Here is a 26833-nt window from a genome sequence, read left to right on the forward strand (position 1 = left end):
GATCGCCGAGCGGCCCGCCTTCAACCCCGGCTGGCGACGAGATTGCGCTTGGTTGCGAGCGAGGCGACCACGATCGCCGCCGCCACGACGCCGATCATGATCGTGCAGGCGGCGTTGATCTCGGGAGAGATGCCGAGCCGGACCTGCGAGTAGATGCGCATGGGAAGCGTGGTGGCGCCCGGCCCCGACGTGAAGCTCGCAATCACGAGGTCGTCGAGCGACAGCGTGAAGGCGAGCATCCAGCCCGCTGCCACCGCCGGCGCGATGAGCGGCAAGGTGACCTGCAGGAAGACCGCCACCGGCGTGGCCCCGAGGTCGAGCGCCGCTTCCTCGAGGCTTCTGTCGAAGGTGACGAGCCGTGACTGGACCACCACGGTGACGAAGCACATCGTGAGCGTGGTATGGGCGATGGTGACGGTCCAGAAGCCGCGGTCCATGTCGGCGGCGACGAAGAGCAGCAGCAACGAGAGACCCGTGATGACCTCGGGCATCACGAGCGGCGCGTAGACCATTCCCGTCAGGGCGATGCGGCCCGGGAACCTCCCGAAGCGCACCAGCGCGACGGCGGCCAGGGTCCCGAGGACCGTCGCAAGCGTGGCCGAGACGAGGCCGATGCGGATCGTGACCCATGCCGCGTCCAGCATCTGCTGGTTGCGAAATAGCTCGCCGTACCACCGCGTCGAGAACCCGCCCCAGACGGTGACGAGCTTCGAGTCATTGAAGGAGAACACGACGAGCAGGAGGATCGGCAGGTAGAGGAACGCGAACCCCAGCACGAGCGACACGATGTTGAAGCGCGTGAGGCCGCGGTTCATCGCGCCACCTCCGCACGAGCCTGTGCCCACCGCCAGGTCAGCATCGGGCCTAGGATCAGCACAAGCAGGACCACCGCGACGGCCGACGCCAGCGGCCAGTCGCGGTTCGAGAAGAACTCGTTCCAGAGGGTCCTGCCGATCATCAGCGTCTCGGAGCCCCCGAGAAGATCGGGGATCACGAACTCGCCCACGGCGGGGATGAACACGAGGAAAGCCCCGGCGACGACTCCCGGCAGGGACAGGGGCACGGTCACCAGCCAGAACGCCTTCCACGGAGGGCAGCCCAGGTCCTGTGCAGCCTCGAGCAGGGTGTGGTCGAGCTTCTCCAGCGCCGCGTAGATCGGCAGCACCATGAAGGGCAGGTACGAATAGACGAGCCCGATCTGCACGGCCATTTCGGTGTCGAGAATCTGGAGAGGCTCGTCGACCAGCCCGGTCGCCTGCAATGCCAGGTTGAGAAGACCCTCGGGCTTCAGGATGCCGATCCACGCGTAGACCCGGATGAGGAAACTCGTCCAGAACGGCAGGATGGCGAGGGTGACGAGCACCGGGCGCCAGCGACCCGGTGCCCGCGCCATGGCGTAGGCGATCGGGTAGCCGATGAGGATCAGCAGGACCGTCGCCGTGAAGGCGATGCGGATGGAGGTCCACGCGGCGTCGAGGTAGAGCGGCTCGTCCACGAGTGCCGTGAAGTTGTCGAAGGAGAACTGCCCCAGCTTGTCCCACCACCCGGCGAGGCCGTCGTCCCAGCTGAAGGACGGCTTGTAGGGCGGCCGCGCCGTGGCGCGCTCCGACAGGCTCATGCGCGCCACGATGAGGAACGGCAGCAGGAAGAACAGCCCGAGCCAGACAACCGGCGGCGCGGCCACCAGCAGCCGCCCCTTCCAGCCTCCGGCCATCCCGCCCACTCGCGGTCGCGACGGATCCGCGGCCATCTCAGCCGGCCAGCAGCACGCCGGCGCCCGGCGCGAAATGGATCCAGACGCGGTCCTCCCATGTCACGGGGCGCTCGACGAAGCGCGAGGCATTGGCGCGCGAGACGCGCACGATGGTCCCGTCGCCGATGCGGATGCGGTAGGTGGTCCAGTCACCGAGATAGCCGATGTCCCAGACCTCGCCCTCGATCACGTTCGGCGTGCCGGGCGGCGGCGGATCCTGCGCGATCACGATCTTCTCCGGCCGCACCGCGACCGCGACGGCGGCGCCCACGGGCGGCAGCGGCTGGCCGGTGGATGCCGCATCGACGACGACGGACGGGGCCGCCCCCGCGCCGGCCACGGCCACGAGGCCTCCCGCATGTCCCTCCACCGTTCCCTCGAACATCGTGACGTCGCCGACGAAGGCCGCGACCCCGCGGGTCGCGGGGGTCTCGTAGATCTCGGCCGGGGTGCCGACCTGCGCGATCCGGCCCCGATCCATCATGGCGATGCGGTCGGCCATCGTCATGGCCTCGTCCTGGTCGTGCGTGACCACGAGGAAGGTCATGCCGAGTTCGACCTGGAGGTCCATGAGTTCGAACTGGGTCTCCTCGCGCAGCTTCTTGTCGAGCGCGCCGAGCGGCTCGTCGAGCAACAGCACCTTGGGCCGCTTGACCAGCGCACGGGCGAGCGCGACCCTCTGCTTCTGGCCGCCGGAGAGCTGGTCGGGCCGACGCTGGCCATAACCCTCGAGCTGCACCATCTTCAGGGCATCCGCCACGCGGTCGGCGATCTCGGACCGCGCCACCCCATCCTGCTTCAGGCCAAAGGCGATGTTGCGCTCGACCGTCATGTGCGGGAACAGCGCGTAGGACTGGAACATCATGTTCACCGGGCGCCGATAGGGCGGCAGGCCGGCGAGGTCGACGCCTCCCAGCAGGATGCGCCCCGAGGTCGGCGTCTCGAAGCCCGCCAGCATGCGCATGAGCGTGGTCTTGCCGCAGCCGGACGGCCCGAGCAGGCAGAAGAACTCCCGCTCGAAGATCGCGAGATCCACCCCGTTGACAGCGGTGACGTCACCGAAACGGCGGCTGACGCCCTCGTAGCGGATGAGGGGGATTGCGGCGGGGTCGGTCCACGGCGCGAAGCTGCGACGCACGGAGCCTACCGCCTGCCCCGCCGCCTTGCCCGCCGCACGCCCGGCCGCCGGGCCGGTGCCGGCGTCAGCCATCGTTCTGCAACGCCTCGGCGAGGCGCTCCTCGAGGATCTTCGGTTTCAGGATGACCAGCGCACCGCGGGTCTTGGTCACGATGCCGCTCGTGGAGAGCGCGGACAGTTCACGCGTAACCTGCTCGCGCCGGCAGCCGATGCGCCCGGCAAGCACGTGGTGGAACGGGGGCGGCGAGATCGAGCGCTCCCCCGAGCCGCCCGGACGAAGCGTCGACATGCGCAGGAGCTCTGCGTAGAGGCGGTGCTTGAGGTCGAAGACCGAGTGCTCGGTGATGCGCGCGTTCAGCTCGCGGATGCGGTGGGCGAGAAGGCGCAGGAGGCGGTCGGTGACGACCGGAGAGGCATGCACCGCCTCCCTGAAGACGGCCGCCGGCATGATGCACATCTCTGCATTCGTCAGCGCGGTCACGTTGGCTGATCGCGGCGTGTCGTCGATCGCCGACATCTCGCCGAAGAACATGCCGCCGCGCATCTCGCCGAGAATCACTTCCTTGCCGGCCTGAGTGCGGATCAGGATGCGGACCTCGCCGGACATGATGAAGTAGACGTCGGACGTCTGGTCCTCGAAGTCGAGACAGATTTCCCCCTCGTCGAAGCGCTTCCAGCTGCAGCGACGGTCGAAGCGGTCGAAATCGATCCCCGCATCCTTGAAGAACGGCACCCTCGCGAGTGTCTGCACCACCGACCCCCAGCCTCACGACGCCGCATGCTCACGGTCGTGACCCTGCGGGTCAAGTGCCTCATTCCTCGGCAGACCGGAAGCGCAGCCGCATGCCATGGCGGGCCGTTTCGCCAGGGGGCAGGAGCGTCATGCCGGGCTTGTCCTCCAGCGTGCCCGCATACCCTTCCGGGTCGCCCTGCCCGCTCCACCCCTCGATGCACAGGAGTGGCGCTCCGGGGCGGCTCCAGAGCACGATGTTCGGCAGGTTGTCGAACTCCACCTCCAGGCGCGGACCGTCGCCTTCGCCCGGCCCGAACAGGAGGCGGCGACTGCGCGCGCCCATGAAGCAGAGCGCCTCGTCGGCGAAGGTGTCCTCCCGGAGCGCGAGCCTTCGCCCATCCAGTTCCACCGGCCGAGAGCGCGCCGAGAACAGGCCGCCGGGAGCGATCACCGGGACGCGCGGCTCCTCGCGCTCCGCGAAGATGATCGCCTGGTCCTCCCTTCGGCCGCCGGGCAGCGGCCACCGGAAGCCCGGATGCCAGCCGCAGGCGTAGGGCATCGTTGCGAGGCCGGTATTGGTCACCGTGAACGTGGCCGCGAGGGCGTGATCCTCGACGGCATAGGTGACGGACAGGCTGAACGGGAACGGATACAGGTCCCGCGTCGCCGGATCGTCGCGCAACCGCAGCGTGACCGTCGAGGCCTCCGCCGCGGCGACCTCGAAGCGGCGCTTGCGGGCGAAACCGTGCAGGCCGAGTGGGTAGGTCGTTCCGCCCACGCGGACCGCGCCATTCCGCGTCCAGCCCACGACCGGGAAGAGCACCGGGGCGACACCGTCCCACCATGCCGGGTCGCCCGACCACAGCACGTCGTCGCCCGCGATGCGCCAGTTCCGGAGCTCGGCGCCCTCCGGCGAGACCGTGGCGGTCGCATGGCCATGCCTGAGCTGGACGAATCCGGCGCCGGCAGCCTCACGCGCTTCGCTGTTGCCATCGTCCATGAGAATCGCCCCTTCCCTGCCGCCGCGCCGCTGCGGGAGCCACACCGCCGACAAGGCACCATGGCGGGATGCCGGACGGCCATCAAGTTCAGCGGCACGGCAGCCCCGGAGCGTTGGGCACGCTCGCCCGACACCCGGAGCCCGACGCGACCCGGCCTGCATCGGCTCTGCTGGCAGGCCGGATCAACGCGGGGAGGTCCTGACACCATGCATTGCGGCTATGGCAGAGAGCACTCTTGGTGGCTTGTGGCTGTTCCCGGCTGCTGGCAACGTCTCGGCACAAGAACAAGTCCGGGTGGAGACGCGCGTGCAGCCGACGAACCTGCTTTTCATCCTGTCCGACGAGCATCAGCGGGACATCACGGGGTGCTACGGCAATCCCCTCGTCAGCACTCCGAACATGGATCGCCTGGCGGCCCGGGGCGTCCGCTTCACCAACGCCTATACCCCGTGCCCGATCTGCGTGCCGGCACGCGCCAGCCTCGCGACGGGACAGTGGGTGCATCAGGTGGGCTCGTGGGACAACGCCGCGCCGTGGCACGGGCAGACCCCCAGCTGGCACGGCCGACTGCGCGACGCCGGCCACGAAGTCACCTCCATCGGCAAGCTGCACTTCCGCTCGACGGACGACGACAACGGCTTCACCGAGGAGATTCTCCCCCTCCACGTCCTCGACGGGAAAGGCGACCTGATCGGCGCCATCCGCGAGCCGCCGCCCAGGCGCGGCAGCATGCCCGCGTTCCGCAAGAGCGCCGGGGCGGGCAAGTCGACCTACAACGACTACGACAACGACGTGACCGCCGCCGCCTGCCGATGGCTTCTCGACGCGAAGGAGCGCTCGGGCGGAAAGCCCTGGACGCTGTTCGTCTCCCTGGTGCGCCCGCACTTCCCGCTGACGGCGCCGCCGGAGTTCTTTGCTCTGTATGATCCGGCAAAGATGCCTTTGCCCCGTCTCTACGACGAGGCGGGACGGGTGCGGCATCCCGCCATGAAGGCGCTACGGTCCATCATGGACTACGACGACTACTTCGAGGACCTCGACGCCGTCCGCCTCGCCATCGCCTCCTACTACGCTCTCGTCAGCTTCCTCGACGACAACGTGGGCAAGATCCTCGCCGCGCTCGAGGCGGCCGGGCTCACCGACTCGACGCGGGTCATCTACACGTCCGACCACGGCGAGAACCTGGGCTGCCGGGGACTGTGGGGCAAGTCCGTGATGTACGACGAGTCCGCCGCCGTCCCGTTCATCGCGGCGGGGCCCGGCCTGGCCCAAGGCAAGGTGGTGGACACGCCGATCTCGCTGGTGGACTGCCACCGGTCGATCCTCGAGGCCGTGGGCTGCCCGGTCCCGGCGGAAGACGAGGCGCTGCCGTCGCGGTCGATCTGGTCCATCGCAGACGGAGAGCGTCCGGACCGCTGCGTGCTCTCCGAGTACCACGCCGCAGCCTCGGTCACCGGGACCTTCATGATCCGGCACGGCCGCTGGAAGTACATCCATCACGTCGGCTTCCGGCCGGAGCTGTTCGACCTGCAGGACGACCCCGGCGAGACGACGGATCTCGCCGAGCGGCCGGGCATGGAGGCCGTGCTGGCCGAGTGCGAAGCCCGGCTGCGGGCGATCTGCGATCCGGACGCCGTCAACGCCCGCGCCTTCGCGGACCAGCGCGCCATGATCGCGTCCTACGGCGGACGCGAGGCCGTGATCGCGCGCGGGGACTACAGCTACACGCCGGCGCCGGGCGAAAAGCCGGTGCTGGTGGTGTCCAAGTGAACCCGCCTCCCCGAGGCGGGTCGATGAAACGCGGGGGCGTCGAGAGAGCGGCCGAGATCGGTTACATCGTCCTCGTCCTCGTCGTCGCCTTCGTGCTGTGGCGCGAGGCGGGCAAGCTTCCGCCCGCGCCGTACGACCCCCTGGGTCCGGCGGCATTCCCCCGCTGGGCGGCCTACGGCCTCGGGATTCTCGGGATCGCCATGGCCGTGCGCCTGCTGATGGGCGCAGGACTGGGGCGCGCCGCGCAGAGCCTGGTCACCGGCCTCGACGGTGATGCGGAACACGTCCGCAAGCCGTGGATCGCCGTTCTGACACTGCTCCTCTCGTTCGCCTATGCCGCGCTGCTGAGCACGCGCTCGATCCCCTTCCTGTACTGCACCGGGGCCTATTTCTTCGCTGGCGGCGCGATCCTCGGCCCGCTGGAGCGGGGGCGCCTGTGGCGGGTGGCGGTCGTGGCTGCCGTCGCCGCCATCGCGCTGGACCAACTGTTCCGCCGCCTCTTCAGCCTGGACCTGACGTGAGGGCGAGCGCATGACCCTGCCCGAAGCGTTCCTCCACCTCTTCACGCTCCAGGCGTTCGTCGTGATGGTCTCAGGCGTGGCGCTGGGCGTGCTCGTCGGCGTGCTGCCCGGCATCACGGCCGGCATGCTCATGGCGCTGACGCTGCCGTTCACCTACCACATGGCCCCCCTCGACGCGATCACGCTGCTGATTTCGATGTTCGTGGGCGGGGTCTCGGGGGGGCTCATCACCGCGACGCTGATGCGCATCCCGGGCGAGCCGAACTCGGTGATGACCTGCCTCGACGGCTACCAGCTGGCCAAGCGCGGCTTTCCGGGCCGAGCGCTCGGGCTCGGCAATGCGTCGTCCGTCGTCGGAGGAGCGCTGTCCTGGCTGGCCCTCGTGCTCATGGCCCCGCCGATCGCGAAGGCGGCGGTGGCCCTGGGGCCGTTCGAGAACTTCGCCCTCATCGTGATGGCGCTGATCCTGATCTCGTCGCTCTCCGAAGGGTCGTTCCTGAAGGGACTTTCGGCGGGCCTGCTGGGCATGCTCGTGTCCTTCCCGGGCATCGACGAGAGCTCGGGGATCATGCGGTTGACCTTCGGGTCGGCGGAACTCGAAGGCGGTTTCAACAGCCTGCCGGTGATCCTGGGCATGTTCGCGGTCAGCCAGGTCGTCGCAGACGCGCTGAACGTGGACGAGGAGACAGAAGCGATCGAAGCGTCGATGAACGGCATGTTCGTGACCCTTCGCGACTACTGGGTCCACGGCTGGAACATGCTGCGCTCGTCGCTCATCGGGATCTGGATCGGCATCCTGCCCGGCGTTGGGGCCACGATCGCCTCGATCGTCGCCTACACCACGGCGCGCAACCTCTCCAAGACGCCGGAGGCCTTCGGGCGCGGCAGCGAGGAGGCGATCGTCGCCTCCGAGAGCGCCAACAATGCCACGACAGGGGGTACGCTGATCCCGCTTCTGACGCTGGGCATCTCCGGCGGGCTCACGGATTCCATCCTGCTCGGCGCGCTGGTGATCCACAACCTCCAGCCCGGCCCGCTCCTCTTCAAGAACAACCCCGAGATCATCAACACGATCTTCGCGACCCATCTCGTCGCCCATCTCGTGATGTTCGCGATGATGACCTTCGGCATCTCGATCTTCGCCCGCCTCATGCGACTGCCGAAGGCGTTCATCCTGCCGATGGTGATCGTGTTCTCGGTGCTCGGCGCGTTCGCGCTCAACAACCGGGCCTTCGACATCTGGGTGATGCTCGGATTCGGCCTTCTCGGCGTCCTGCTCGAGGCGGCGAAGGTCCCGCTGGCCCCGTTCGTCGTTGGCCTCGTGCTGGCGCCCGTGGCCGAGTCGGAGCTTCGGGCGGGCCTGATGGCCTCGGCCGGCAGCTTCAGCCCCTTGGTCGAGCGGCCGATCGCGCTCACCATCCTCGTGATCTCGGCGGGCCTGTTCGTTTGGCCCTTCATCCGCGAATGGCGCCGCGCCAGACTGTCCTGACGGGAACACCGGCCTCGAGCCGGGGAGCAAGAGGGAGGAACACGATGAACCGACTGACCAGACGCATCGCCGTCGCAGGCGCCCTGGCGACGGCGGCGCTGTTCGCCGCCGCACCGCACGGGCAGGCGGCGGGTTATCCCGAGAAGCCGATCCGGGTCATCATTCCCATTGCGCCCGGCGGCCAGACGGACGTCCTCGCCCGCCTGCTTCAGCAGACGATCGACAAGAACAAGCTGCTGCCCCAGCCGCTGGTGATCGTCAACAACGCCGCAGCGGGTGGCTCTGCCGGCACGCGGACGGTGCGCGACGCGGAGGCCGACGGCTACACGATCGGCATGTTCCACATGGGCCTGCTGACGGCGCCGGCGATGGGCGTGGTCGACTACGACCATACCGCCTTCGAGATGATCGGCCAGGTCGGGCGCACGCCCGTCGGCCTCGGGGTGCTGGCCTCGAGCCGGTTCAAGACGATCCAGGACCTCGTCGCGGAAGCCAAGGCGAAGCCGGACACCGTCACCGTGGCGATGAACATCGGCCTGCTTCCCCACTTCGTCCCGCTGATGTTCCAGCAGGATGCCGGCATCCGTCTGCGCTATGTGCAGTCGGGCGGCGGTGCCGTGCGGCTCAAGTCGCTGCTGGGGAACCACACGGAGGTCTCGCTCTTCGCGAGTTCCGAGTTCGTCCTCTACAAGGACCAGGGCATCAAGCCGCTGGTGATGTTCTCCGAGACCCGCGTGTCCGACCTGCCGGACGTGCCCACCGCGCGCGAGATCGGCATCAAGACCGTGTTCGAGGAGCGCGTGATGGCCTTTGCGCCGAAGGGCACGCCGCGCGACCGGATCGAGGTGGTCGCCAAGGCACTCCAGGCCGCGCTGGACGATCCGGAGGTCGTGTCGCGGCTCGCGGCGCTGGGGATCGAGCGCCAGTTCATCGACGGGCCTAAGCTGCGCGCCACGCTCGACCAGCTGAAGGGTCCCATCGTCACGGTCGGCGAGGAGGTCCGCAAGGCGCAGGCCGAGCAGGCCGCCGGCGAGAAGAAGCAGTGATCGCGGGCCCGGGCCGCCTCATCCGAGGGGCCCGGGCCGTCCCTGCCCATCGACAGGCGCCCGCATGAAGCCCGCCAACCTGCTCTTCATCCTCTCCGACAACCATGCACGGGGCGCTCTCGGGGCAGCAACCGGGGGCCTCGTGCAGACGCCCCACCTCGACGCGCTTGCCGCGCGCGGCACCCGCTTCTCGGCGGCTTACACCGCGAGCCCGATCTGCTGCCCGGCCCGCGCCGCCCTCGCCACGGGGCGCTACCCGCACGAAACGGGGTACTGGGACAACGCCATCACCTACGACGGCCGCGTGCCCACCTGGCACCACCGCCTGCGGGAGGCCGGGCACCCCTGCGCCGCCATCGGGAAGCTGCACTTCCGTTCGCAGGACGACGACAACGGTTTCACTGAAGAAATCGGCACGATGCACATCCTCGGCGGCAAGGGCGGCGTCAGCATGCTGCTGCGGGCCTGCGGCGAGGAGCCGGTCAACGTCGGGCAGTGGGAGCTCTACGCCGACCGCTGCGGCGAAGGATCGACCACCTACCAGGCCTACGACGCCGACATCACACGCAAGGCGATCGACTGGCTGGAAGCCCACGGGCACGGCGCCGGGAAGCCGTGGGCGCTGATGGTCTCCTATGTGAGCGCCCATCCCCCGTTCAGCGTCCCGCGGCGGCTGCTCGACCTTTACCGCGACGAGGACATGCCTTTGCCTCCGCGGTTCTCAGCCGGGGAGCGGTCGGAGCACCCGGCCGCCCGTCATCACCGGCACATCTTCGCCACCCGTTCCCTGGACGAGGCGATGATGCGGCGGGTCGCCCGGGCCTATTTCGCGCTCTGCACCCATCTGGACGAGCAGATCGGGCAGTTGCTGGGAGCGCTGGAACGGCTGGGACTGACCGGCGACACACGCGTCATCTACACGAGCGACCACGGAGAGATGCGCGGCGAGCAAGGCCTCCTCGGCAAGTTCCATCTGTACGAGGGATCCGCGGGCGTTCCCCTCATCATGGCTGGCCCGGACGTGCCGGTCGGCCATGTCGTGGATGAGCCGGTGTCCCACGTCGACCTCTATCCCACCATCCTCGGGTCCTTCGGCGCCCCGTCGCCTGATCCGCCGCCCCATGCCTTCAGCCTCTGGCCGGTCATGGCGGGGGCTCACCGACCGGAACCGGTCTTCGCCGAGTACCACGCGGCGGGATCCAAGGCCGGCAGCTTCATGCTCCGCAGGGGGCGCGACAAGCTGATCTACGACGTGGGCGAGCCTCCGCAACTCTTCGACCTCGCTGCGGATCCGGACGAGGTACACGATCTCGCCGCAACGCCGGAGGGACGTGACCGGGCCAGCGCCCTGGAGCGCCAGCTCCGCACCATCTGCGATCCGGAGGCGGTCGACGGCCGGGCGAAGGCAGACCAGCGGGCGAAGATCGAGTTCTGGGGCGGGGTCGATGCCGTCCGCAGCGAGGGACTGCTCGTCTACACGCCGGCTCCCGGCACTTCGGCCGAGATCGAGAAGGCCCCATGACGTCCCCGACCGCCCTCCCCGAGCCTTCGCTTCGAACCGGAGGCCAGCGTTGACGATCCGGACGGAGGAGCACCGCCTGGAGACACCCGAGGGAGTCCTTCCCGTCCGGACCTTCATTCCGGAGAGCCCGCGGGGCGGGCTGATCGTGTACATGGACGCCTTCGGCATGCGGCCGGAACTCGATGCCATGTGCGCGGAATGGGCCTCGCACGGCTATGCGACGTTCCTGCCCGACCTCTACTGGCGGCAGGGCACCGTGCGCTTTGCCGTGCCTCGGCGTGCGCACGAGCCGCTGGACTCCGCCATGGTCCGCGCGAATCTTGCCACCACGATGGACATGACGGTCGCCGACACCGGCGTCATCCTGGACCGCTTCGGCGGCGACCGACCCGGAGCCATCCCGCGGTTCGGGACCGTCGGCTACTGCATGGGCGCGCGGCATGCGCTGGCGGCCGCGGCGGCATGGCCGGAACGCGTTCGCTACTCCGCCTGCCTCCACGGCGGACGGATGGTGTGGGAGGGGCCGGACTCGCCGCACCTTCTCATCCCCAAGGTGAAGGGCAGGCTCTACCTCGCCTTCGCGACCGACGACGAGACCTGCCCGGACGCGCACCAGGAGCTCCTGCGCACGACGCTGCAGCAGTCGGGCGTCGGGGGCGAGGCCGAGCGGGTCCCCGCGGCGCACGGCTGGATGTTTCCGGACCGCTGGTGCTGGGATGAGGCGGTGGCGACGGCGGTGAAGGCGAAGATTCTCTCGGCGCTGGACAGCGAGGTCGCCCGGTGATCGACCTGCGGCAGCTGGAGTACTTCCTCAAGATCGCGGAACGCCGCAGCTTCACCGCCGCCGCCGCCGAGCTGCGCATCACGCAGCCCTCGCTGACGAAGAGCATCCGGCTGCTGGAGCAGGATCTCGGGGTGCAACTCTTCCGGCGCCTCCCGCGGGGCGTCGAGCTGACGCCCTTCGGCGTGAGCCTCGCCCGTCATGCGCGCTCGGTCCGCGTCCAGGTGAAGGAGGCCCTTGGGGAGATCGAGAGCCTCCGGCAAGGCGTCTCGGGCCGCATCACGGTCGGCGCCGGCCCGTCATGGCTGCGTCGCCTGCTGCCCCGGGCCGTCGGCCAGCTGATCGAGGAACGGCCGCTGGTCCGCATCCAGGTCGTCGGAGGCTTCGATGAAGCCTTGCTGCGCGGCCTGCGGCTCGGGGAGATCGACGCGGCGGTGGTCGAGATTCCGTCGGTCGAGGAGTGCTCGGACCTCGACGCGAGTCCCCTCGCCTCCGACCGGCTCGTCGTGATCGCGCGCGAGGGGCACCCCCTTGCCGACGGCGGTGCCGTTTCGGCGGGCGATTGCCTCGCCTTCCCGTGGGTCCTGCCGCCTCGGGCGACCCGCTCCCGCCGGCGCCTCGACGCGCTCTTCGTCTCGCGAGAGCTACCGCCGCCCGATGCCACCGTCGAGACGGATTCGGGCGCCTTCATCGTGTCGATGCTCGCCGCCAGCGACGCCCTGACCTACACGACCCGCCGGACGGTCGAACAGGCGGAGGCCACCGGCCTCGTCGTCATCGACGTCCCAGAACTGGCGGCCGAGCGGACGGCGGGCTTCATCACGCGGCGCGGGCAGGCCAAGAGCCCGACCCTGGAGGCTCTTTTCACCGCCCTGTCGGCGCTTGCCGCGGCGGACCCCAGGAACTGACTGCGATTGCCCGCGGCTATACCTCGGGGCGTCGAACTCAATTGTCGCCCGCGGCACGGCATGACACCGTCGAGGCCAGCATGAGGGGGGTTCCATGCGGTGCGTCTTCGTCCTCTTCGACAGCCTGAACAGGCACATGCTGTCGCCCTATGGCGGCAAGCGCGTTCCCACGCCGAACTTCGAGAGACTGGCGCGGAAAGCCGTCACCTTCGACAACCACTACGTGGGCAGCCTGCCCTGCATGCCGGCACGCCGAGACATGCAGTCCGGCCGCCTCAGCTTCCTGCACCGCAGCTGGGGCCCGCTCGAGCCGTTCGACAACTCGTTCCCGGAACTGCTGTGCAAGGGCGGCGTCTACAGCCACCTGGTCACGGACCACTTCCACTACTTCGAGGACGGCGGCGGCACCTACCACAACCGATACGACAGTTACGAGTTCATCCGCGGCCAGGAGGGGGACGCCTGGAAAGCCATGGTGCAGCCGCACTGGGAGCGGCTGCGCGAGAAGTACCACGAGCGGCAGTACAGCGAAGGCCAGCGGGAGTATTTCCGCCACAACATGGTCAACCGCGAATTCATCCGCGACGAGGCCGAGTTCCCGTCGGTCCAGTGCTTCGCGCGGGGCCTCGAGTTCCTCGACACGAATCGGTCGGCCGACAACTGGTTCCTGCAGATCGAGACGTTCGACCCGCACGAGCCCTTTACCGCGCCGGCCCGCTTCAAGGAGGCCTTCGACACCGGGTGGACCGGTCCGGTGCGCGACTGGCCCCGCTACGGGCGGGTGGATGAACTACCGGAGGAATGCGAGGAGCTGCGCGCCAACTACTACGCCACGATGGCGCTGTGCGACTTCCTGATGGGCCAGCTGCTCGACTACTTCGACGCGCACGACCTTTGGAAGGACACGGCGCTCGTCGTGAGCACCGACCACGGATTCCTGCTCGGCGAGCACGACTTCTGGGCGAAGAACCGCATGAACCTCTACGAGGAGATCGTGCACATCCCGCTCTTCGTGCACCATCCGGCGCATGCGTCGGCGGCCGGGACGCGGCGCATGGCCCTGACACAGACGATCGACTTTCCCCAGACGTTCCTCGACATGTTCGGCCAGCCGCACGCCCCGGAGATGCAGGGGCACTCGCTGATGAACGTGCTGGCGCGCGACGAGACGCCGCGCAAGGGCGTCCTGTTCGGGTATTTCGGGGGCGCGGTGAACGTGGCGGACGGGCGCTACACCTATCACCGCTATCCGGCCGATCTCCTGAAGCAGGAGATCTACCAGTACACGGTGATGCCCACGCACATCTTCGAGCCGTTCAGCGTCGAGGAACTTGCTGGGGCGACGCTCTCCGAGCCGCTCGCCTTCACGCGCGGGGTGCCCCTCCTCAAGGTGCCCGTCAACGACCGGTCCCCGTTCTTCAACATTTATGGGCCGGGCGGACTGCTCGAGGACGAGACCCGGCTCTACGACCTCCAGACAGATCCGGGACAGGACCGTCCGCTCGCCGACCCCGAACTCGAAGCGCGGATGCTGGCCCTCATGAAGGACATGATGCACGCCAATGACGGGCCGCCGGAAGCCTTCGTCCGCCTTGGCCTCGACCCCAAGCCATAGCTGCACGCTATGGGGCGGCAGCCGGAAGCTATTTGCGAGGGCACGGTGGGCTTTCTAGACTTTTGCCACGCCGCGATTGAAGGAGTGCCGACCCGCCATGGCTGAGGTCGAAGCAATTCCGGATGACCTGGCATCCCGCCCGGTCGGTTTCATCGGCCTTGGGGTCATGGGTGGGCCCATGGCCGCAAACCTCGCTGCGCGCGGGTTCGACGTCGTCGCCTTCGACATCGATCCTGCCGCCCTGCAGCGCGCAACCGCGACCGAGCGCATCCGTGCCGGCTCCTCGCCGGCATCGGTGGCACAGGCCTGCGGGACGGTCTTCACGTGCCTTCCCAGCGAGGACGCCATCCGGGCGGTCTACTGGGGCGCGGACGGGATTCTCGCCGGTGCCCGGCCGGGGCTCGTCACGTGCGAGTGCTCGACGATTTCGCCAACCCTCACGGAGGAGCTCGCCGGGCGAATGTCGTCCGCCGGGGTGCGCCACGCCGAGACGGTGCTGATCGGCCGGCGGACGCAGGCGGAAAGCGGAGCGATCTTCTTCATCGTCTCCGGTGACCGGGCCGTGGCCGACGCGGTGGCGCCGATGCTCTCGGCCATGGGCCGGGAGTGGCGGTACCTGGGGGGGCACGGTGCCGCAAGCCGCGTCAAGCTTCTGCAGAACGCGCTGGGCTACGTGAGCGCGATCGCCACGACAGAGGTGCTCGCCCTCGCCAAGGCGAGCGGCGTCGACCCCGTCGCCTTCGCCGGCCTGGTGAACGAGGCCGGCGGCATCGGCGGTTCCACCTATTTCCGCGAGCATGCGGAGGACGTCGCGCTGGGGCGCGACAGCGGCTCGGGCCGCCTGCGCATCGCCGCCAAGGACATGCATCTCGTCATGGCGCTGGCGCGGGACACCGGCTTGCCGGTGCCGGTGCTGACCGACGTCGACGCGATGTACTCGCAGGCCGTCGAGAGCGGCTTTGCCGAGGACGAATACACCGCCACGTGGCGGGTGATGGAAGCGCGGGCCGGACGTCGTCTTTTCGGCCGTTGACCAACGCGATCCCGCCAAAGGGACGCAGCACAGGGAGGGTACGATGTCCGAAGTTCGGATCGACAGGCGCACGGCGCTTCAGATGGCCGGCGCTGTCGCGACCACCAGCCTCGTTCTCGGCACCGGGGCCCGGGCGCAGACGCCCAAGCAGGTCCCGATGACGATCGTCATCAACCAGTCCCCCTGGTTCGACGGCTTCCGGAAGATCGTCGAGCTCTACGAGAAGGAGACGGGCAACAAGGTCAATCTCGACGTCAACCCCTTTGCGGGCAGCCTCGAGAAGCAGCGCAACTCGGTGCGCGCAGCGCAGGGACTGTTCGACCTGCTGATCATGAACGGCCTGTTCTACGCGGAGATGTACCATGGCGGGTTCCTGACCCCGATCCACGACATCGACCCGTCCTTCAAGCTCGACCCGTCCATCCCGACCTTCGACGACACGGTCTACTTCGACCCGGTGACGAAGACGAACTCGTCCAAGGGCAAGCTGATGTCGGTGCCGATCAACCCGAACATCCCCCTGCTCTACTACCGCGCGGACCTGTACCAGCAGAAGGGGCTCAAGGTCCCCACCACCTGGGACGAACTGCTCGCCAACGCCAAGGCGCTGCACAACCCGCCGCAGATGTACGGCATCGTCCAGCGCGGCGCGCGCGGACCGTCCGACGTCACCTACGACTGGTTCCCCTATTTCAACGGGTTCGGCGGCGAGCTCTTCAAGGACGAGAAGGCAGGCGACTTCACGGTCACCATCAACAGCCCGAACGGCAAGGCGGCCCTGGAGTACTACGTCCGGCTCGCCAAGGAGGCCGGGCATCCGAACACGGGCGGCCAGGCCCAGGCGCAGGTCATCCAGAACATCGTGACGGGCAAGGCTGCACACGCCATCCTTGTCATCGCAGCCTGGGCGCAGATGGACGACCCGTCGAAGTCCGCCGTGGTGGGCAAGATCAACCTGGCCCTGCCGCCCTCGGCGCCCGGGTTCAAGCCCGCGCCCACCGTCGGGCACTGGCTGGGCGGCATCCCGAAGAACGTCCCGAAGGACCGCCAGCAGGCCGCCCTCGCCTTCATGAACTGGTTCCAGACCTACAAGGCGCAGGTCGAGTACACCAAGGCCGGCGCCCCGCCGGTGCGGCTGGACGTGATGGCGTCCGACATGGCGAAGGAGCCCGCCAACCGCTGGATGAAGGCGATGCAGGAGGGGCTCCCCCTCGGTCGCCAGATGTGGACGATTCCCGAGGGAGCCCAGATCGTCGCCATCACCGAGTTGCGCCTCAACCAGGCCGTGACCGGCGAGCTCACGCCCGCCGCCGCGCTCAATGCCTGCGCGAAGGAGATCCACGAGGTCATCGAGAAGGGCGGCTACAAGACCGGGCGCCTTCCGGACCTGACCTGAGCCCCCCATGAGCGTTCTCGGCAGTGCCGAACTGCCCGCCGCGAGGAGGCCGGCCGCGCCGGCCGCCGGCGGCGGGCTGCTCGACCGGTTCTGGCCCGGCGTCTCCCTGGCGCCGAGCATCCTGCTGTTCCTTGTCCTGACGTTGCTGCCGATCGCCAACCTCGTCGTGATGTCGTTCCACGACATCACGTGGCGGCAGGGCACCGCGACCTGGACGCCGGTCGGCGTGCGGCACTACGCGGCCCTCGCGAGCGATCCCCTCTTCAAGGCCGGCATCGGCAACACGCTGATCTTCGCGACCGTGGCCGTCGTGGCGCAGATGCTGCTGGGCTTCTTCCTGGCGCTGCTCACCAGCCGCGTGTTCCACGGGCGCGTCGTCTACCGGACGATCTTCGTGCTGCCGATCCTCGTGCCGGGCATCGTCATCGGCGCGATGTGGAAGCTGATGTACAATTTCGACTTCGGCATCATCAACCAGGCCATCGGCCTCGCGGGGATGATACCGCGCGACTTCCTGGGCGATCCCAAGCTCGCGCTCGTCTCCGTCATCGTCGTCGACATCTGGCACTGGACGCCGTTCTGCTTCCTCCTGCTGCTGGCAGGCCTGGAGTCCCTGCCCCAGGACGTCTTCGAGGCGGCGCGCATCGACGGCGCGAGCTTCTGGCAGGAGCTGCGGCACATCATCCTGCCGCTGATGCTCCCCACGATCGCGGTGACGCTGCTCTTCCGGCTCATCGTGGCGTTCAAGGTGTTCGACGAGGTGTTCCTGCTGACCGGCGGCGGCCCCGGCACATCCACCGAGGTCGTCAGCTTCAGCATCTACCGCCGCTTCTTCACGGAGGACCGGATGGGGTACGGCTCGGCGATGTCGGTCGTGACGCTGTTCGGCCTCGCCCTCCTGATCATCATCGCCCAGGGCGTCGCCCGGCAGTTGAGGCGGCCATGAGGCGGCAACGGACCTTCGGCCCGGTCGTGGCCACGCATGCCGCGCTGATCGCCGCCTCGCTGCTCGTGCTGATCCCGTTCGTCTGGATCGCGGCCGCCGCCTTCAAGACCCAGATCGCCCTTCTGACGGGGGCCCTGTTCTTCGACCCGACGCTGGCGAACTTCAACGAGGTGCTTTTCACGAAGACCTCGGAGTACCTGCACAACTTCGGCAACAGCATGATCGTGGGGACCGTCAGCACCGCTGTCGTCCTCGCCGTCGCCACGCTGGGAGCCCATGCCCTCGTCCGCCGCCGCGCCCCGTCGTGGCTGATCCACGGGCTCCTGGGATGGTCGCTGGCCTTCCACATGATTCCGCCCATCACCATGGTCGGCCCGTGGTTCGTCATGTTCAGGAGCGTCGGCCTCGACAACACCATGACGGGGCTGGTGCTGGCGCACACCACGCTGAACCTTCCGCTCGCGCTGTGGCTGATGTGCGTGTTCGTGCGCGAGATCCCGATCGAGCTCGAGGAGGCCGCGCTGATCGACGGCGCCACCGCGCCCCAGCTGTTCATGCGGGTCATCCTGCCGCTGGTCATGCCGGGCCTCGCCGCCGCCGGGATCCTGACGTTCATCTTCAGCTGGAACGAGTTCGCCGTCGCGCTGAACCTGACGCAGAAGGCGACGGCCACCGTTCCGGTCGCCATCGCCAAGTACGCGCAGGAGTTCGAGATCAAGTACACCGAGATGGCCGCGGGCGCGTTGCTCTCCGCAATTCCCGCCGTCGTGCTCCTCCTCCTCGGACAGCGCCACATCATCAAGGGACTGACCGCCGGAGCCGTGAAATGAGCCTGCAGCTGTTCGGGCAATCACTGGACCGTGTCCAGCTGAGGCGGCGCCTCGCCTCGGTCTCGACGGCGTGCGGCGTGCGCCTGATGACGTTCGCGGATGGTCCGGAGCAGGGCGTCCGGGTGCTGGAGTTCCGAACCGGAACCGGACTTCGCTTCACCGTCCTGGTCGACCGCGGCATGGATGTCGGTGACCTCGAATGGCAGGGCGTGCCGCTCGCCTGGCAGTCGGCCACCGGCTACCGCTCGCCCCACTTGCACGACGCCGAGAGCGAGGGCGGCCTCGGGCTCATGCGCTCGTTCACCGGGTTCATGCTGACCTGCGGCTTCGACCATGCCCGCCGGCCCGACCGCGAGAGCGCCGCCCACTTCGGGTCGTCGATGCGCGGGGAGATCGTCCACCCGCTGCACGGACGCGGCGCCCTCACGCCGGCCCGGCTGGTCGGCTACGGCGCCGACTGGACGCCGGAGGGCGACCTGGTGCTGTGGTGCGAGGGCGAGGTCCGCCAGGCCTTCCTCTTCAGCGAGCACTTCGTGCTGCGGCGGCGCATCGCAGTGCGGGCCGGGACGAGCCGCATCACCGTGTCGGACCGCCTCGTGAACGAGGCCAGCCTCCCCGTCCCTCACATGCTGCTCTACCACCTCAACCTCGGCTGGCCCCTGCTGGACGAGGGTTCCGAGTTCCTTGCGCCCGTGTCGGAGACGGTCTGGTCGAGCGTTCCGCAGGAGACCCAGCCGGTCGGCTGCTGGCGACAGGAGGGACCCCAGCCCCGCGGCGACCAGCAGGTGTGCATCCACCGGCCCGTGCCCGACGCCTCCGGCCGGGTGGGCACGGCGCTGGTCAACCGGCGCCTCGACGTCGGCGTCCGGATCGCGTGGCCGGTCGAACAGCTTCCGTGGCTGCAGGAGTGGCAGTGCCTTGCGGAAGGGACCTACGCGTTCGGTGTCGAACCCGCGACCAACCGCTTCGGCAGCCGCGCGGAACTGCTGGAGCGAGGCGAAATTGCCTTCATGCAATCCGGAGAGGAACGCCGCTACGACCTCACCGTTGACGTCCTGGCAGGCCGCGAGGCGATTGATGCCGTCGAGCGGGATATCCGCGCACTCGCCCCGCCTCGGCCGGAAAGACCGCCTCGCACGGGGTGGATACCGTCCTGAACGCGCGCCATGACGATCCGCCGACGAACCTTCGCTGACCTCATCCGGCGCGTCCTTTCGAGGATCGGTTTCGACGGCTACGATCCCGCCCGGCACTACATGCGCGGCCCCGGCCCCAGGACGCGAGCGAAGCAGGCGCTACGCGACAAGGATGAACCCGCCTCGACATCCGCCAAAGCCGGCACCGTCAAGGAGCAGCGCGGCTGAAGCCCCACGGGCGCGGCGGATGCTCAGCCGTCGCGCCCGGCGCCCGATACTCCCGAGAGGCTCGCCGGGCGCGTGAACCCGAGCGCTGCCAGGCGATCGAGGACGGCCTGGACGGGCGGGGCCCCGAATCCCGGAGCACCGTCGATCCGGATGGCTCCGTCCTCCAGAACCTGCGGCGCGCCGCGCACCTCGTCGAAAAGCGGGCTCTCGCGAACCTGCCGTTCGAGGATCATGAAGGCCGGCAGCGCCGCCGCCACCTGGACGCTGATCCGGTCCAGCACCGGCCCGACGGGATTGTGGAGGCTCACGCCGACTCCCGATGCATCCGCCAGTTCCAGCAGCGCCATGCCCGACCGTATCCCGATCCATCGAAGATCGGGCAGGATGGCGTCGCAGGCTCCGCGGGCCAGGAAGTCGCGCGCTTCCGGCAGCGACGCCAGTTCCTCGCCGCCCGCGATGCGGATTCCGCGGTCGTTGGCGAAGCCGCGGAGGGCGCGCGCCGTCTCGGCGTCGTAGACCCGTTCGTGGAGCGGTTCCTCGAGCCAGAAGAGCCCCGCGCGCTCCACCTCCCTCAGCACCGTCCGGGCCGTCACGGGCGTGAGGCGCGAATGGCAGTCGACGAGGAGCCGGACGTCCGGCCCGATGGCGTCGCGCACGGCGGCGATGCGCGCGAGGCCCGTCGCGAGACGCTCGCCCGCGACCGCGTCCGGCGTGCGCGACCGGTCGAGGCCGTCGAACGGCGCGATCTTGATCGCGCGATAGCCTTCCTCCGCCACGACCTCCTTCGCCCGTCTCGCGAAACCGTCGGGTGTCCGGTCCGTGATGCCGCGGTTGATGTTGGCGTAGACCGGAACCATCGTCCGCTCCGGCCCACCGAGAAGCGAGGCGAGAGGCATTCCGGCCCGCCGCGCCAGCGCGTCGAGGAAGGCCTGCTCGATGGCTCGCATCACGGTAACCCGCGCGAGCGACGCATTCGCCATCCTCAGCGCGGCGACCGCCTGCCCTGGGCCTGCTACCGTGTGCCCCGCCAGCAGCCGGTCGGCGTGGCCGATCTCGGCCAGCACCGCCTCCTCCGCACCGGCGAGCGTGGCCTCGCCCCAGCCTGACGGCCCATCCTCCAGGACCAGTTCCGTGAAGATCCAGACCGACTTCGCGGACACGGGAACCGTGAACCCGCGAACCGAAACGATGCGAAGGGATGCCGACGACATGACGACGCCATCCTAGGCCGCAGGATGCATCAGGTCGACATAGGGATCGCCGCTGCGGCGCTGCCAGTCCTCGAGAGCGGACGCAAGCCGCTCGCGAACGTCTGCCAGGTCCGGGCGCCATGCGAGATTCGTCGTCTCGCCCGGGTCCGCCTGAAGGTCGAACAGCTGGTCCACCGACGAACCCGGAGTGGGGACGGGATATCCCTCCGTCTCCGGAACCGGGAAGAGGTGCCAGGGATAGTAGCGGATCAGCTTGTACCGCTCGTCCCGGATCATCCGCTGGCTGGTCCGATAGGCGGCGCAGAACGTGTTGCGAACCGCCGGCCCCTCGCCACGCAGCAGCGGGAGAAGGCTCCGTCCGTCCGAGGCCTCCTCGACCGCCAGTCCGGCAACGTCGAGCACCGTCGCCCGGGTATCGGCGTGCCAGACGAGGTGCGGGACCCTGACGCCGCCTCGGATGCCCGGGCCGGCCATCATCAGCGGCACGTGCACGCTGTGGTCGTAGAGGTTCTGCTTTCCCATCAGCCCGTGCTGACCCAGCGCGAGGCCGTGGTCGGCCGTGTAGATCACGACGGTGTCGTCGAGGATCCCCTGCTCCTGCGCGACGGCGAGGATGCGCCCGATCGCGGCGTCCATGTGGGCGATCATGCCGTAGTAGTCGGCGAGGTGCTGGCGGATGGCCGCCCGGGTCCTCGGGAAGGCCTCCAGCGTCTCGTCGCGGACCAGCGCGTCGCCGTTGTCGAAGGGATGGGTCTGCCAGACGTTGTCGGTGAGGGCGATCCCCTCCGGCGACCTCGCGTACTCCAGCGGCGGTGTGCGCGGGTCGTGCGGGGCAGTGAAGGCCACGTAGAGCAGGAAGGGCTTTTCAGCCCCGCAGGTCCGGAGGAAACGAACCGCCGCATCGGCGAAGAGGTCGGTCGACAGGCCCTCCTCGTAGTGGATGTCCGTGTCGGCATACACGCCGGTCGGATCGTAGGCGCGCAGCGGCACCCTGTCGTGGTCGCTCATGCCGCCGAAGAAGAGCCTGTCCCCCGAGGAGAAGGACCGCGCGAACGCGGCACGGTCGTTATGCCACTTGCCGATGGCGTGGGTGACGTAGCCCGCCTCCCGCAGGCGCTGCGGGAAGGTGGGAAGGTTGGCCGGGATCGTGAAGGCCGGGCACTCCGACTGCCCCGTCGTGTAGTCGTCGGCGGTGGGATTGCATGAGGAGGCGAAGATCGTCCGGCCGGTCATCAGCGAGGCGCGGCTCGGGACGCATACGGCCGGGTGCATGCTGCCCTGGCAGTGCGCCCCGTCGAAGATCGTCCCGCGCCGCCCCAGAGCGTCGAGGTGGGGAGTGCTCACATCCGCGCAACCGTTGATGCCGATGGACGCGTGGCGGTGGTCGTCGGCGATGAAGACGATGACGTTAGGCTTGCGCATGGGCCTCCCTCCTCCTGGACGGCCTAGGTTAGGGAGGTCGATCCGTCGCGGGAAATGACTTTCCGTTCCTCCCGCCATAGCCCGAGGGAATGCCGAAGACCGGGCGGACGGGGATTTGCCTCGGTGCCGTGGCCGGTCGATAAAGGGCGGCCTCCCCGACGGATCCGCACGCCGATGACCTGCTGCCCCAAATCCGACACTCCGGTCCTGTCGCCCGGGCCAGCCCGGCGGATGACCACCGACCCTGCCGCGGCCCGTGACGTGGTGCGGTTCGACGGAGGTCCGAGCTTCATCGGGACGGACAGGCCTGCGCTGAAGGCCGACGGCGAGGGACCAAGGCGCCCCATCCGGCTGAAGCCTTTCGGGATGGAACGCTTCGCCGTGACCAACCGGCGCTTCGCGGCGTTCGTCGAGGCGACAGGATTCGTCACGGAGGCCGAGACCTTCGGCTGGAGCTTCGTCTTCCAGACATTCCTCGACGCTCGACTGAGTGCGCCGGCGCCCATCGACACCCCGTGGTGGCGGAAGATCGACGGCGCGTCCTGGCGTCATCCGGAGGGAGCCGGCTCGTCCATCGAAGGACGCGAGGATCACCCGGTGGTCCACGTCTCCTGGAACGACGCGCAGGCCTTCGCGACGTGGTGCGGCGGACGCTTGCCCACGGAAGCGGAATGGGAACACGCGGCGCGCGGCGGCCCCGAGGACCGGCGGTTTCCCTGGGGCGAGGAGGAACCCGACGACCAGCACCCGCTCTGCAACATCTGGCAGGGGCGCTTTCCCGACCTCAACACCGCCGTCGACGGCTTCGCCGGGACGGCCCCCGTCGACGCCTTCGCGCCCAACCCGGCGGGGCTCTTCAACACGGTGGGCAACGTCTGGGAGTGGTGCCAGGACCCCTTCCGCACGCGCTCCCTGACGCGGGCCGGACGGGAGCGGGACAGGCAGGCAGCAGCCGAGACCGAGCGGGTCATGAAGGGCGGCTCGTACCTCTGCCACATCAGCTACTGCTACCGGTACCGCGTCGCGGCGCGTCTCGGGCGCCATCCGAACACGTCGACCGGCCACGTCGGCTTCCGCGTGGCTTACGACTGAGCGTCGTGGACCCGGTCGCCGGCCGGTGGAGGCGGCGGAGACGTCGCCGTGGCGGACGTCCATCGTCCTCAGGTCGGCGCTGCCCCGCGCCGGGCTCGCGGCGCGGAGCAGGCGAAGACACACGAGGCCGTTCAGATCCCCGTCGACGCTCCGAACCATCACCTCTCGACCGGACCTTGCGCGGCTGGCAAGGTCCGCGGCTGGCGGTGGCCCAGGCTTCCGCGTCGCCGCCTCGGCTTCGTCCGTTGGACGGGGCCTGCGGATGGTGGCGGGCTCGAACCATAGGCGCGGGCGCCGCGTCCCGCGCGAGCACGGGGGACCGCTCATGATCGGGATCGCACTCGTGGGGGCCGGCTTCATCGCCGACTTTCACCTCGCCGGGCTGGCCGCCATCCCGGACGCGCGCGTTCGGGTGATCGCCAGCCGAAGCGCCGACCGCGCCGTCGCGCTGGCCGGCCGGTTCGGGGTTCCTGAGGTGACGGAAGATGTCATGGCGGGGATGCGGCGCCCGGATGTCGACGCGGTGGTGATCACCACGCCCGACGACACGCACGAGGCGCTCGCCATCGAAGCGCTCAGGGCCGGAAAGGCCGTCCTGCTGCAGAAGCCCATGGCGGGCGACGCGGGCGCCTGCCGCCGCATCCTGGAGACAGCCGCCCGGACCCGGCGCGACGTGCAGGTGAGCTTCATGCACCGCCACTTCGGGGAGGTGGCGGCTGCCCGGGCGATGCTCCGGGAGGGAAGCATCGGCCGGGTGGCCACGGTCCGCCAGCGCAATGCGACGCCCGGCCCCGCCTGGGGCGACTGGTTCTTCCGCAAGGATCGGGTGCCGGGGGGAGTCGTGTCGCAGCTCGGCGTCCACGGCATCGATCTCGTCGAGCACGTCTTCGGGCCCATCGTCGCCGTCTCCGCCCGCACGGCGACCTGCGTCCCCCGGCGCGTCCTCGCGAACGGGCAGACCGTCGACGTCGAGAATGCGGACACCGCCTTCGCCGTCTACGAGATCGAGCAGGGACCCATCGTCCATCACGAGATGTCGATGATCGAAGCGGCCGGCACGGACCGGTACCGCATGGAGATGTACGGGTCGCTTGGGACCCTCTGGTTGCGGACGGAGCACGGCCTGCTTGCTCGCGCCGGCGGAGCAGCCTGGGAGTCCATCGATGTTCCACAGGCCGATCCGGGAACACGTCTCCATCGCCAGTGGATCGATTCCCTCATGGGCCGCATCCCCTCGCCGCAGACGGGGCTGGCAGGGCTGCGCGCCATGCTCGTGGCGCAGGCGATCGCGCTGTCGGCCGACGCCGGAGGACGAAGGGTGCTCGTGGAGGCCGTGTAGCGCATGCCCTCCAGAACTTCGCGGCCGCGTGTGATCGCGGATCGTTGCGGCAGGCGCCGATGGCCTGTATCCGGGGAGAAACGGCGGCGCCGCGTTCCGCCGGATGCAAGGGGGAAACCATGTCGCGTCGCAGCGTAGGCGTCACGATCCTGCCGGAGTTCTTCCAGGCGGAAGGCGTCGAGGCCGTGCTCGACAACGTGACCCGCCGGGCGGGAGCGACCGCCATCGCGACGTCTCCCTACGTGATGAGGCCCGCCGCGGACGGCGACGGCAGCCGGGAACCCCCGATCGACGCCGGCGCGGGGTCCGTGCGGCTGCTCGACAGGCCGCTCTGGGGGCGTCGCGAGCTGTGGGTCCGGACGGCGCCCAGCTTCGAGCCGCGTCGCAGCCTCTACGAGGGGTTGCGATACCAGCCGGCCGAACCCGACGCGCTGACGGACAAGGAAGGCAAGGCCGTCGAGGAGGCCGTGCGGTCCGCCAAGGCGCGCGGCCTCGAGGTCCATATGCAGGTCCAGGCCGCCATTCCGCCCGGCTATCGGGTCCAGTTCGGCGGCCCCGTGGAGGAGGACCGTCCCCTCCTGCCGAACCTCACTTCGCCCCGCGTCCGGGTCGACAACAACGGGTCGCTGGCAAGCCCCCATATCCTCGCCTACACGCAGGCGTTGATTCGTGACGTCATCGCCGCCTATCCCGACATTGACGTGTTGCGGATCGACTGGCCCGAGTACCCGCCCTACTCGCTCGATGCCCTGTTCTTCGACTTCTCCCCGCACGCGATGCGCGCGATGGAGGGGCTCGGCTACGACGCCGAACGCATCCGCCGCGACGCGGCGGACCTCTACGAGAGCCTCGCCGGCCTCTCACCCGGGGACGCCGGCCGTGCGCTGGCGGCGGGGCCCTACGCGCTGGGTCGCCTCCTGGCGGCCCGGCCCGCGCTTCTCGATTGGGTTCGGGCAAAGGCTGCCATCGTTACCCGCTTCGTCGGCGCCTGCGCGGCCACCGCGGCAGAGGCGTCCGGCGGGCGCGTGCGCCTGATGCCGCAGGCCTTCCCGCCTCCGTGGACGCTTCTCTCAGGCTTCGACTACGCGGCCGTCGCCGGCACGGGTGTCACGGCCATCGGCGTCAAGCTCTACACGATGCACTGGCCGATGATCCTGCGCAGCGTCTGCGATTCGCTCGTGGCGCGCTCGCCGGCGCTCGACCGGGACGACCGGCTCGCCACCGATGTCGCCGGGCTCCTCGGCATGCTGGATGCCGGCCAGGCGTTCGGTACGCGCGCTGACGTCCGTTACCCCGAACCGGACGAACCCCATCCCGTTGGAGCGCAGGCGCAGGCGGCGAAGATCCGGCTGGCGCAGAGCGAAGCCGGTCGCGTCCCCGTCCACGCCTTCGCCCATGGCTATGGCCCGCTCGCCGATGTGACCGAGCGGATGCGGGTCGCCTTCGAGGCGTCCGGTGGCCTGCTCTGGATCAACCGCTACGGATATCTGGCAGACGACAAGCTCGACGCCATCGGCCGCGTGACCGGAGGCCATTGAGGCGCCTCCGGCTGCGACCTTGTCCGGCCGCGGCCGGCACAGATCGTTGCCTTCACAGCGTCAGCCGGTCACGGGGCGGCACCGCCCCTGGCCCTTCGGCTCGCCAGATTGTGCACGTGGACGTGGGCGCCTGCTTCGATCGGCCGGGTGGCGCTGCCGATCACCTCGCCATACTTCAGGATCGTCGCCCCGGCAGGTATGTCCGAGAGCGCGAATTTGTGGCCGAGCGGCACCGGCTCGCGCACCGAGACGGCGATCGTTTCGCTGCCGCGACGGACGCGGACAGGACCCGGCGAGAGGTTCGTAAGCGCGACCCCGACATTGTCCGTCTCGTGGATCACGACTGCGTTCCACGCGTCGCCCGCCCCCGTTTGCGTTGCCATCC

25 protein-coding genes are annotated in these 26833 nt (G+C 69.2%); 17 read left to right on the top strand and 8 right to left on the bottom strand.

All coding sequences use genetic code 11. From position 1 onward, the window contains the following. Nucleotides 1-20 precede the first annotated feature (20 nt). The 5 genes from ACX9GQ_RS22095 to ACX9GQ_RS22115 all read right to left on the bottom strand — a co-directional run bounded on the left by ACX9GQ_RS22095 (nucleotide 21) and on the right by ACX9GQ_RS22115 (nucleotide 4624). The gene (locus ACX9GQ_RS22095; protein WP_459631768.1) at nucleotides 21-815 is read right to left on the bottom strand and encodes an ABC transporter permease; all 795 of its coding nucleotides are present in this window, start codon (nucleotides 813-815) and stop codon (nucleotides 21-23) included. Then, nucleotides 812-1714: an ABC transporter permease gene (locus ACX9GQ_RS22100; protein ID WP_459631769.1), complete on the bottom strand. Its 903-nt coding sequence runs from the start codon at nucleotides 1712-1714 to the stop codon at nucleotides 812-814. The genes ACX9GQ_RS22095 and ACX9GQ_RS22100 overlap by 4 nt, the downstream gene beginning before the upstream one ends. Before the next feature lie 37 nt (nucleotides 1715-1751). Continuing rightward, a complete protein-coding gene (locus tag ACX9GQ_RS22105) occupies nucleotides 1752-2963 on the bottom strand; it encodes an ABC transporter ATP-binding protein (RefSeq protein WP_459631770.1) in 1212 nt (403 codons plus the stop codon). Then, nucleotides 2956-3642: a Crp/Fnr family transcriptional regulator gene (locus ACX9GQ_RS22110; RefSeq protein WP_459631771.1), complete on the bottom strand. Its 687-nt coding sequence runs from the start codon at nucleotides 3640-3642 to the stop codon at nucleotides 2956-2958. Before ACX9GQ_RS22110 ends, ACX9GQ_RS22105 begins: the two co-directional genes overlap by 8 nt. Before the next feature lie 61 nt (nucleotides 3643-3703). Beyond that, on the bottom strand, nucleotides 3704-4624 hold the full coding sequence (locus tag ACX9GQ_RS22115; RefSeq protein ID WP_459631772.1) for an aldose 1-epimerase family protein: 921 nt from the start codon (nucleotides 4622-4624) through the stop codon (nucleotides 3704-3706). Nucleotides 4625-4931: 307 nt separating this feature from the next. On the opposite strand from ACX9GQ_RS22115, the gene ACX9GQ_RS22120 reads away from it, so the two are divergent. The 14 genes from ACX9GQ_RS22120 (at nucleotide 4932) to ACX9GQ_RS22185 (ending at nucleotide 19846) form a co-directional block, all read left to right on the top strand. Beyond that, complete coding sequence (locus tag ACX9GQ_RS22120) at nucleotides 4932-6395, top strand: sulfatase-like hydrolase/transferase (RefSeq protein ID WP_459631773.1); 1464 nt, start codon at nucleotides 4932-4934, stop codon at nucleotides 6393-6395. Between the two features lie 23 nt (nucleotides 6396-6418). Beyond that, nucleotides 6419-6916 (top strand): tripartite tricarboxylate transporter TctB family protein, encoded by a 498-nt coding sequence (locus ACX9GQ_RS22125; protein ID WP_459631774.1) that lies wholly within the window; start codon nucleotides 6419-6421, stop codon nucleotides 6914-6916. Between the two features lie 10 nt (nucleotides 6917-6926). Further along, a complete protein-coding gene (locus tag ACX9GQ_RS22130; protein WP_459631775.1) occupies nucleotides 6927-8405 on the top strand; it encodes a tripartite tricarboxylate transporter permease in 1479 nt (492 codons plus the stop codon). 44 nt (nucleotides 8406-8449) lie between these two features. Next, a complete protein-coding gene (locus tag ACX9GQ_RS22135; protein ID WP_459631776.1) occupies nucleotides 8450-9451 on the top strand; it encodes a tripartite tricarboxylate transporter substrate binding protein in 1002 nt (333 codons plus the stop codon). 64 nt (nucleotides 9452-9515) lie between these two features. Further along, nucleotides 9516-10973 carry a sulfatase-like hydrolase/transferase gene (locus tag ACX9GQ_RS22140; RefSeq protein WP_459631777.1) on the top strand — a complete coding sequence of 486 codons (1458 nt, stop codon included), beginning with the start codon at nucleotides 9516-9518 and terminating at the stop codon, nucleotides 10971-10973. Between the two features lie 49 nt (nucleotides 10974-11022). Beyond that, a complete protein-coding gene (locus ACX9GQ_RS22145; RefSeq protein ID WP_459631778.1) occupies nucleotides 11023-11757 on the top strand; it encodes a dienelactone hydrolase family protein in 735 nt (244 codons plus the stop codon). Then, on the top strand, nucleotides 11754-12662 hold the full coding sequence (locus ACX9GQ_RS22150) for a LysR family transcriptional regulator (protein ID WP_459631779.1): 909 nt from the start codon (nucleotides 11754-11756) through the stop codon (nucleotides 12660-12662). Before ACX9GQ_RS22145 ends, ACX9GQ_RS22150 begins: the two co-directional genes overlap by 4 nt. A gap of 94 nt (nucleotides 12663-12756) precedes the next feature. Continuing rightward, complete coding sequence (locus ACX9GQ_RS22155) at nucleotides 12757-14277, top strand: sulfatase (protein ID WP_459631780.1); 1521 nt, start codon at nucleotides 12757-12759, stop codon at nucleotides 14275-14277. A 97-nt stretch (nucleotides 14278-14374) separates the two neighbouring features. Beyond that, nucleotides 14375-15310, top strand: a complete 936-nt coding sequence (locus tag ACX9GQ_RS22160) for an NAD(P)-dependent oxidoreductase (RefSeq protein ID WP_459631781.1) — start codon at nucleotides 14375-14377, stop codon at nucleotides 15308-15310. A 43-nt stretch (nucleotides 15311-15353) separates the two neighbouring features. Continuing rightward, complete coding sequence (locus tag ACX9GQ_RS22165) at nucleotides 15354-16706, top strand: ABC transporter substrate-binding protein (protein WP_459631782.1); 1353 nt, start codon at nucleotides 15354-15356, stop codon at nucleotides 16704-16706. Between the two features lie 7 nt (nucleotides 16707-16713). After that, entirely contained in the window at nucleotides 16714-17652 is a 939-nt protein-coding gene (locus ACX9GQ_RS22170) for a carbohydrate ABC transporter permease (RefSeq protein ID WP_459631783.1), read from the top strand. Next, nucleotides 17649-18482, top strand: coding sequence for a carbohydrate ABC transporter permease (locus ACX9GQ_RS22175; RefSeq protein WP_459631784.1), 834 nt, complete (start codon nucleotides 17649-17651; stop codon nucleotides 18480-18482). The genes ACX9GQ_RS22170 and ACX9GQ_RS22175 overlap by 4 nt, the downstream gene beginning before the upstream one ends. Further along, entirely contained in the window at nucleotides 18479-19639 is a 1161-nt protein-coding gene (locus tag ACX9GQ_RS22180; protein ID WP_459631785.1) for an aldose 1-epimerase family protein, read from the top strand. Before ACX9GQ_RS22175 ends, ACX9GQ_RS22180 begins: the two co-directional genes overlap by 4 nt. 9 nt (nucleotides 19640-19648) lie before the next feature. Continuing rightward, nucleotides 19649-19846 carry a hypothetical protein gene (locus ACX9GQ_RS22185; protein ID WP_459631786.1) on the top strand — a complete coding sequence of 66 codons (198 nt, stop codon included), beginning with the start codon at nucleotides 19649-19651 and terminating at the stop codon, nucleotides 19844-19846. Nucleotides 19847-19869: 23 nt separating this feature from the next. Here the strand turns inward: ACX9GQ_RS22185 and ACX9GQ_RS22190 are convergent, their stop codons facing one another. Next, entirely contained in the window at nucleotides 19870-21057 is a 1188-nt protein-coding gene (locus ACX9GQ_RS22190) for a mandelate racemase/muconate lactonizing enzyme family protein (RefSeq protein WP_459631787.1), read from the bottom strand. 12 nt (nucleotides 21058-21069) lie between these two features. Next, nucleotides 21070-22479 (bottom strand): sulfatase-like hydrolase/transferase, encoded by a 1410-nt coding sequence (locus ACX9GQ_RS22195; protein ID WP_459631788.1) that lies wholly within the window; start codon nucleotides 22477-22479, stop codon nucleotides 21070-21072. Between the two features lie 231 nt (nucleotides 22480-22710). Here ACX9GQ_RS22195 and ACX9GQ_RS22200 point away from each other — a divergent pair, with 231 nt between their 5' ends. The 3 genes from ACX9GQ_RS22200 (at nucleotide 22711) to ACX9GQ_RS22210 (ending at nucleotide 26448) form a co-directional block, all read left to right on the top strand. Next, nucleotides 22711-23571: a formylglycine-generating enzyme family protein gene (locus ACX9GQ_RS22200; RefSeq protein ID WP_459631789.1), complete on the top strand. Its 861-nt coding sequence runs from the start codon at nucleotides 22711-22713 to the stop codon at nucleotides 23569-23571. Nucleotides 23572-23896: 325 nt separating this feature from the next. Further along, entirely contained in the window at nucleotides 23897-24910 is a 1014-nt protein-coding gene (locus ACX9GQ_RS22205; protein ID WP_459631790.1) for a Gfo/Idh/MocA family protein, read from the top strand. 119 nt (nucleotides 24911-25029) lie between these two features. Next, nucleotides 25030-26448 carry a hypothetical protein gene (locus ACX9GQ_RS22210; protein ID WP_459631791.1) on the top strand — a complete coding sequence of 473 codons (1419 nt, stop codon included), beginning with the start codon at nucleotides 25030-25032 and terminating at the stop codon, nucleotides 26446-26448. A 68-nt stretch (nucleotides 26449-26516) separates the two neighbouring features. Here the strand turns inward: ACX9GQ_RS22210 and ACX9GQ_RS22215 are convergent, their stop codons facing one another. Then, complete coding sequence (locus ACX9GQ_RS22215) at nucleotides 26517-26831, bottom strand: UxaA family hydrolase (protein ID WP_459631792.1); 315 nt, start codon at nucleotides 26829-26831, stop codon at nucleotides 26517-26519. Nucleotides 26832-26833 lie beyond the last annotated feature (2 nt).

It is taken from the genome of Alsobacter sp. R-9, from assembly GCF_054612375.1.

Bases quoted from the DNA above. Each gene is read 5' to 3' on its own strand.
- ACX9GQ_RS22170 (WP_459631783.1), top strand. From the start codon at position 16,714: ATGAGCGTTCTCGGCAGTGCCGAACTGCCCGCCGCGAGGAGGCCGGCC.
- ACX9GQ_RS22175 (WP_459631784.1), top strand. From the start codon at position 17,649: ATGAGGCGGCAACGGACCTTCGGCCCGGTCGTGGCCACGCATGCCGCG.
- ACX9GQ_RS22095 (WP_459631768.1), bottom strand. From the start codon at position 815: ATGAACCGCGGCCTCACGCGCTTCAACATCGTGTCGCTCGTGCTGGGG.
- ACX9GQ_RS22115 (WP_459631772.1), bottom strand. From the start codon at position 4,624: ATGGACGATGGCAACAGCGAAGCGCGTGAGGCTGCCGGCGCCGGATTC.
- ACX9GQ_RS22140 (WP_459631777.1), top strand. From the start codon at position 9,516: ATGAAGCCCGCCAACCTGCTCTTCATCCTCTCCGACAACCATGCACGG.
- ACX9GQ_RS22130 (WP_459631775.1), top strand. From the start codon at position 6,927: ATGACCCTGCCCGAAGCGTTCCTCCACCTCTTCACGCTCCAGGCGTTC.
- ACX9GQ_RS22195 (WP_459631788.1), bottom strand. From the start codon at position 22,479: ATGCGCAAGCCTAACGTCATCGTCTTCATCGCCGACGACCACCGCCAC.
- ACX9GQ_RS22125 (WP_459631774.1), top strand. From the start codon at position 6,419: ATGAAACGCGGGGGCGTCGAGAGAGCGGCCGAGATCGGTTACATCGTC.
- ACX9GQ_RS22215 (WP_459631792.1), bottom strand. From the start codon at position 26,831: ATGGCAACGCAAACGGGGGCGGGCGACGCGTGGAACGCAGTCGTGATC.
- ACX9GQ_RS22200 (WP_459631789.1), top strand. From the start codon at position 22,711: ATGACCACCGACCCTGCCGCGGCCCGTGACGTGGTGCGGTTCGACGGA.
- ACX9GQ_RS22105 (WP_459631770.1), bottom strand. From the start codon at position 2,963: ATGGCTGACGCCGGCACCGGCCCGGCGGCCGGGCGTGCGGCGGGCAAG.
- ACX9GQ_RS22185 (WP_459631786.1), top strand. From the start codon at position 19,649: ATGACGATCCGCCGACGAACCTTCGCTGACCTCATCCGGCGCGTCCTT.
- ACX9GQ_RS22205 (WP_459631790.1), top strand. From the start codon at position 23,897: ATGATCGGGATCGCACTCGTGGGGGCCGGCTTCATCGCCGACTTTCAC.
- ACX9GQ_RS22100 (WP_459631769.1), bottom strand. From the start codon at position 1,714: ATGGCCGGAGGCTGGAAGGGGCGGCTGCTGGTGGCCGCGCCGCCGGTT.
- ACX9GQ_RS22160 (WP_459631781.1), top strand. From the start codon at position 14,375: ATGGCTGAGGTCGAAGCAATTCCGGATGACCTGGCATCCCGCCCGGTC.
- ACX9GQ_RS22165 (WP_459631782.1), top strand. From the start codon at position 15,354: ATGTCCGAAGTTCGGATCGACAGGCGCACGGCGCTTCAGATGGCCGGC.
- ACX9GQ_RS22135 (WP_459631776.1), top strand. From the start codon at position 8,450: ATGAACCGACTGACCAGACGCATCGCCGTCGCAGGCGCCCTGGCGACG.
- ACX9GQ_RS22210 (WP_459631791.1), top strand. From the start codon at position 25,030: ATGTCGCGTCGCAGCGTAGGCGTCACGATCCTGCCGGAGTTCTTCCAG.
- ACX9GQ_RS22180 (WP_459631785.1), top strand. From the start codon at position 18,479: ATGAGCCTGCAGCTGTTCGGGCAATCACTGGACCGTGTCCAGCTGAGG.
- ACX9GQ_RS22155 (WP_459631780.1), top strand. From the start codon at position 12,757: ATGCGGTGCGTCTTCGTCCTCTTCGACAGCCTGAACAGGCACATGCTG.
- ACX9GQ_RS22190 (WP_459631787.1), bottom strand. From the start codon at position 21,057: ATGTCGTCGGCATCCCTTCGCATCGTTTCGGTTCGCGGGTTCACGGTT.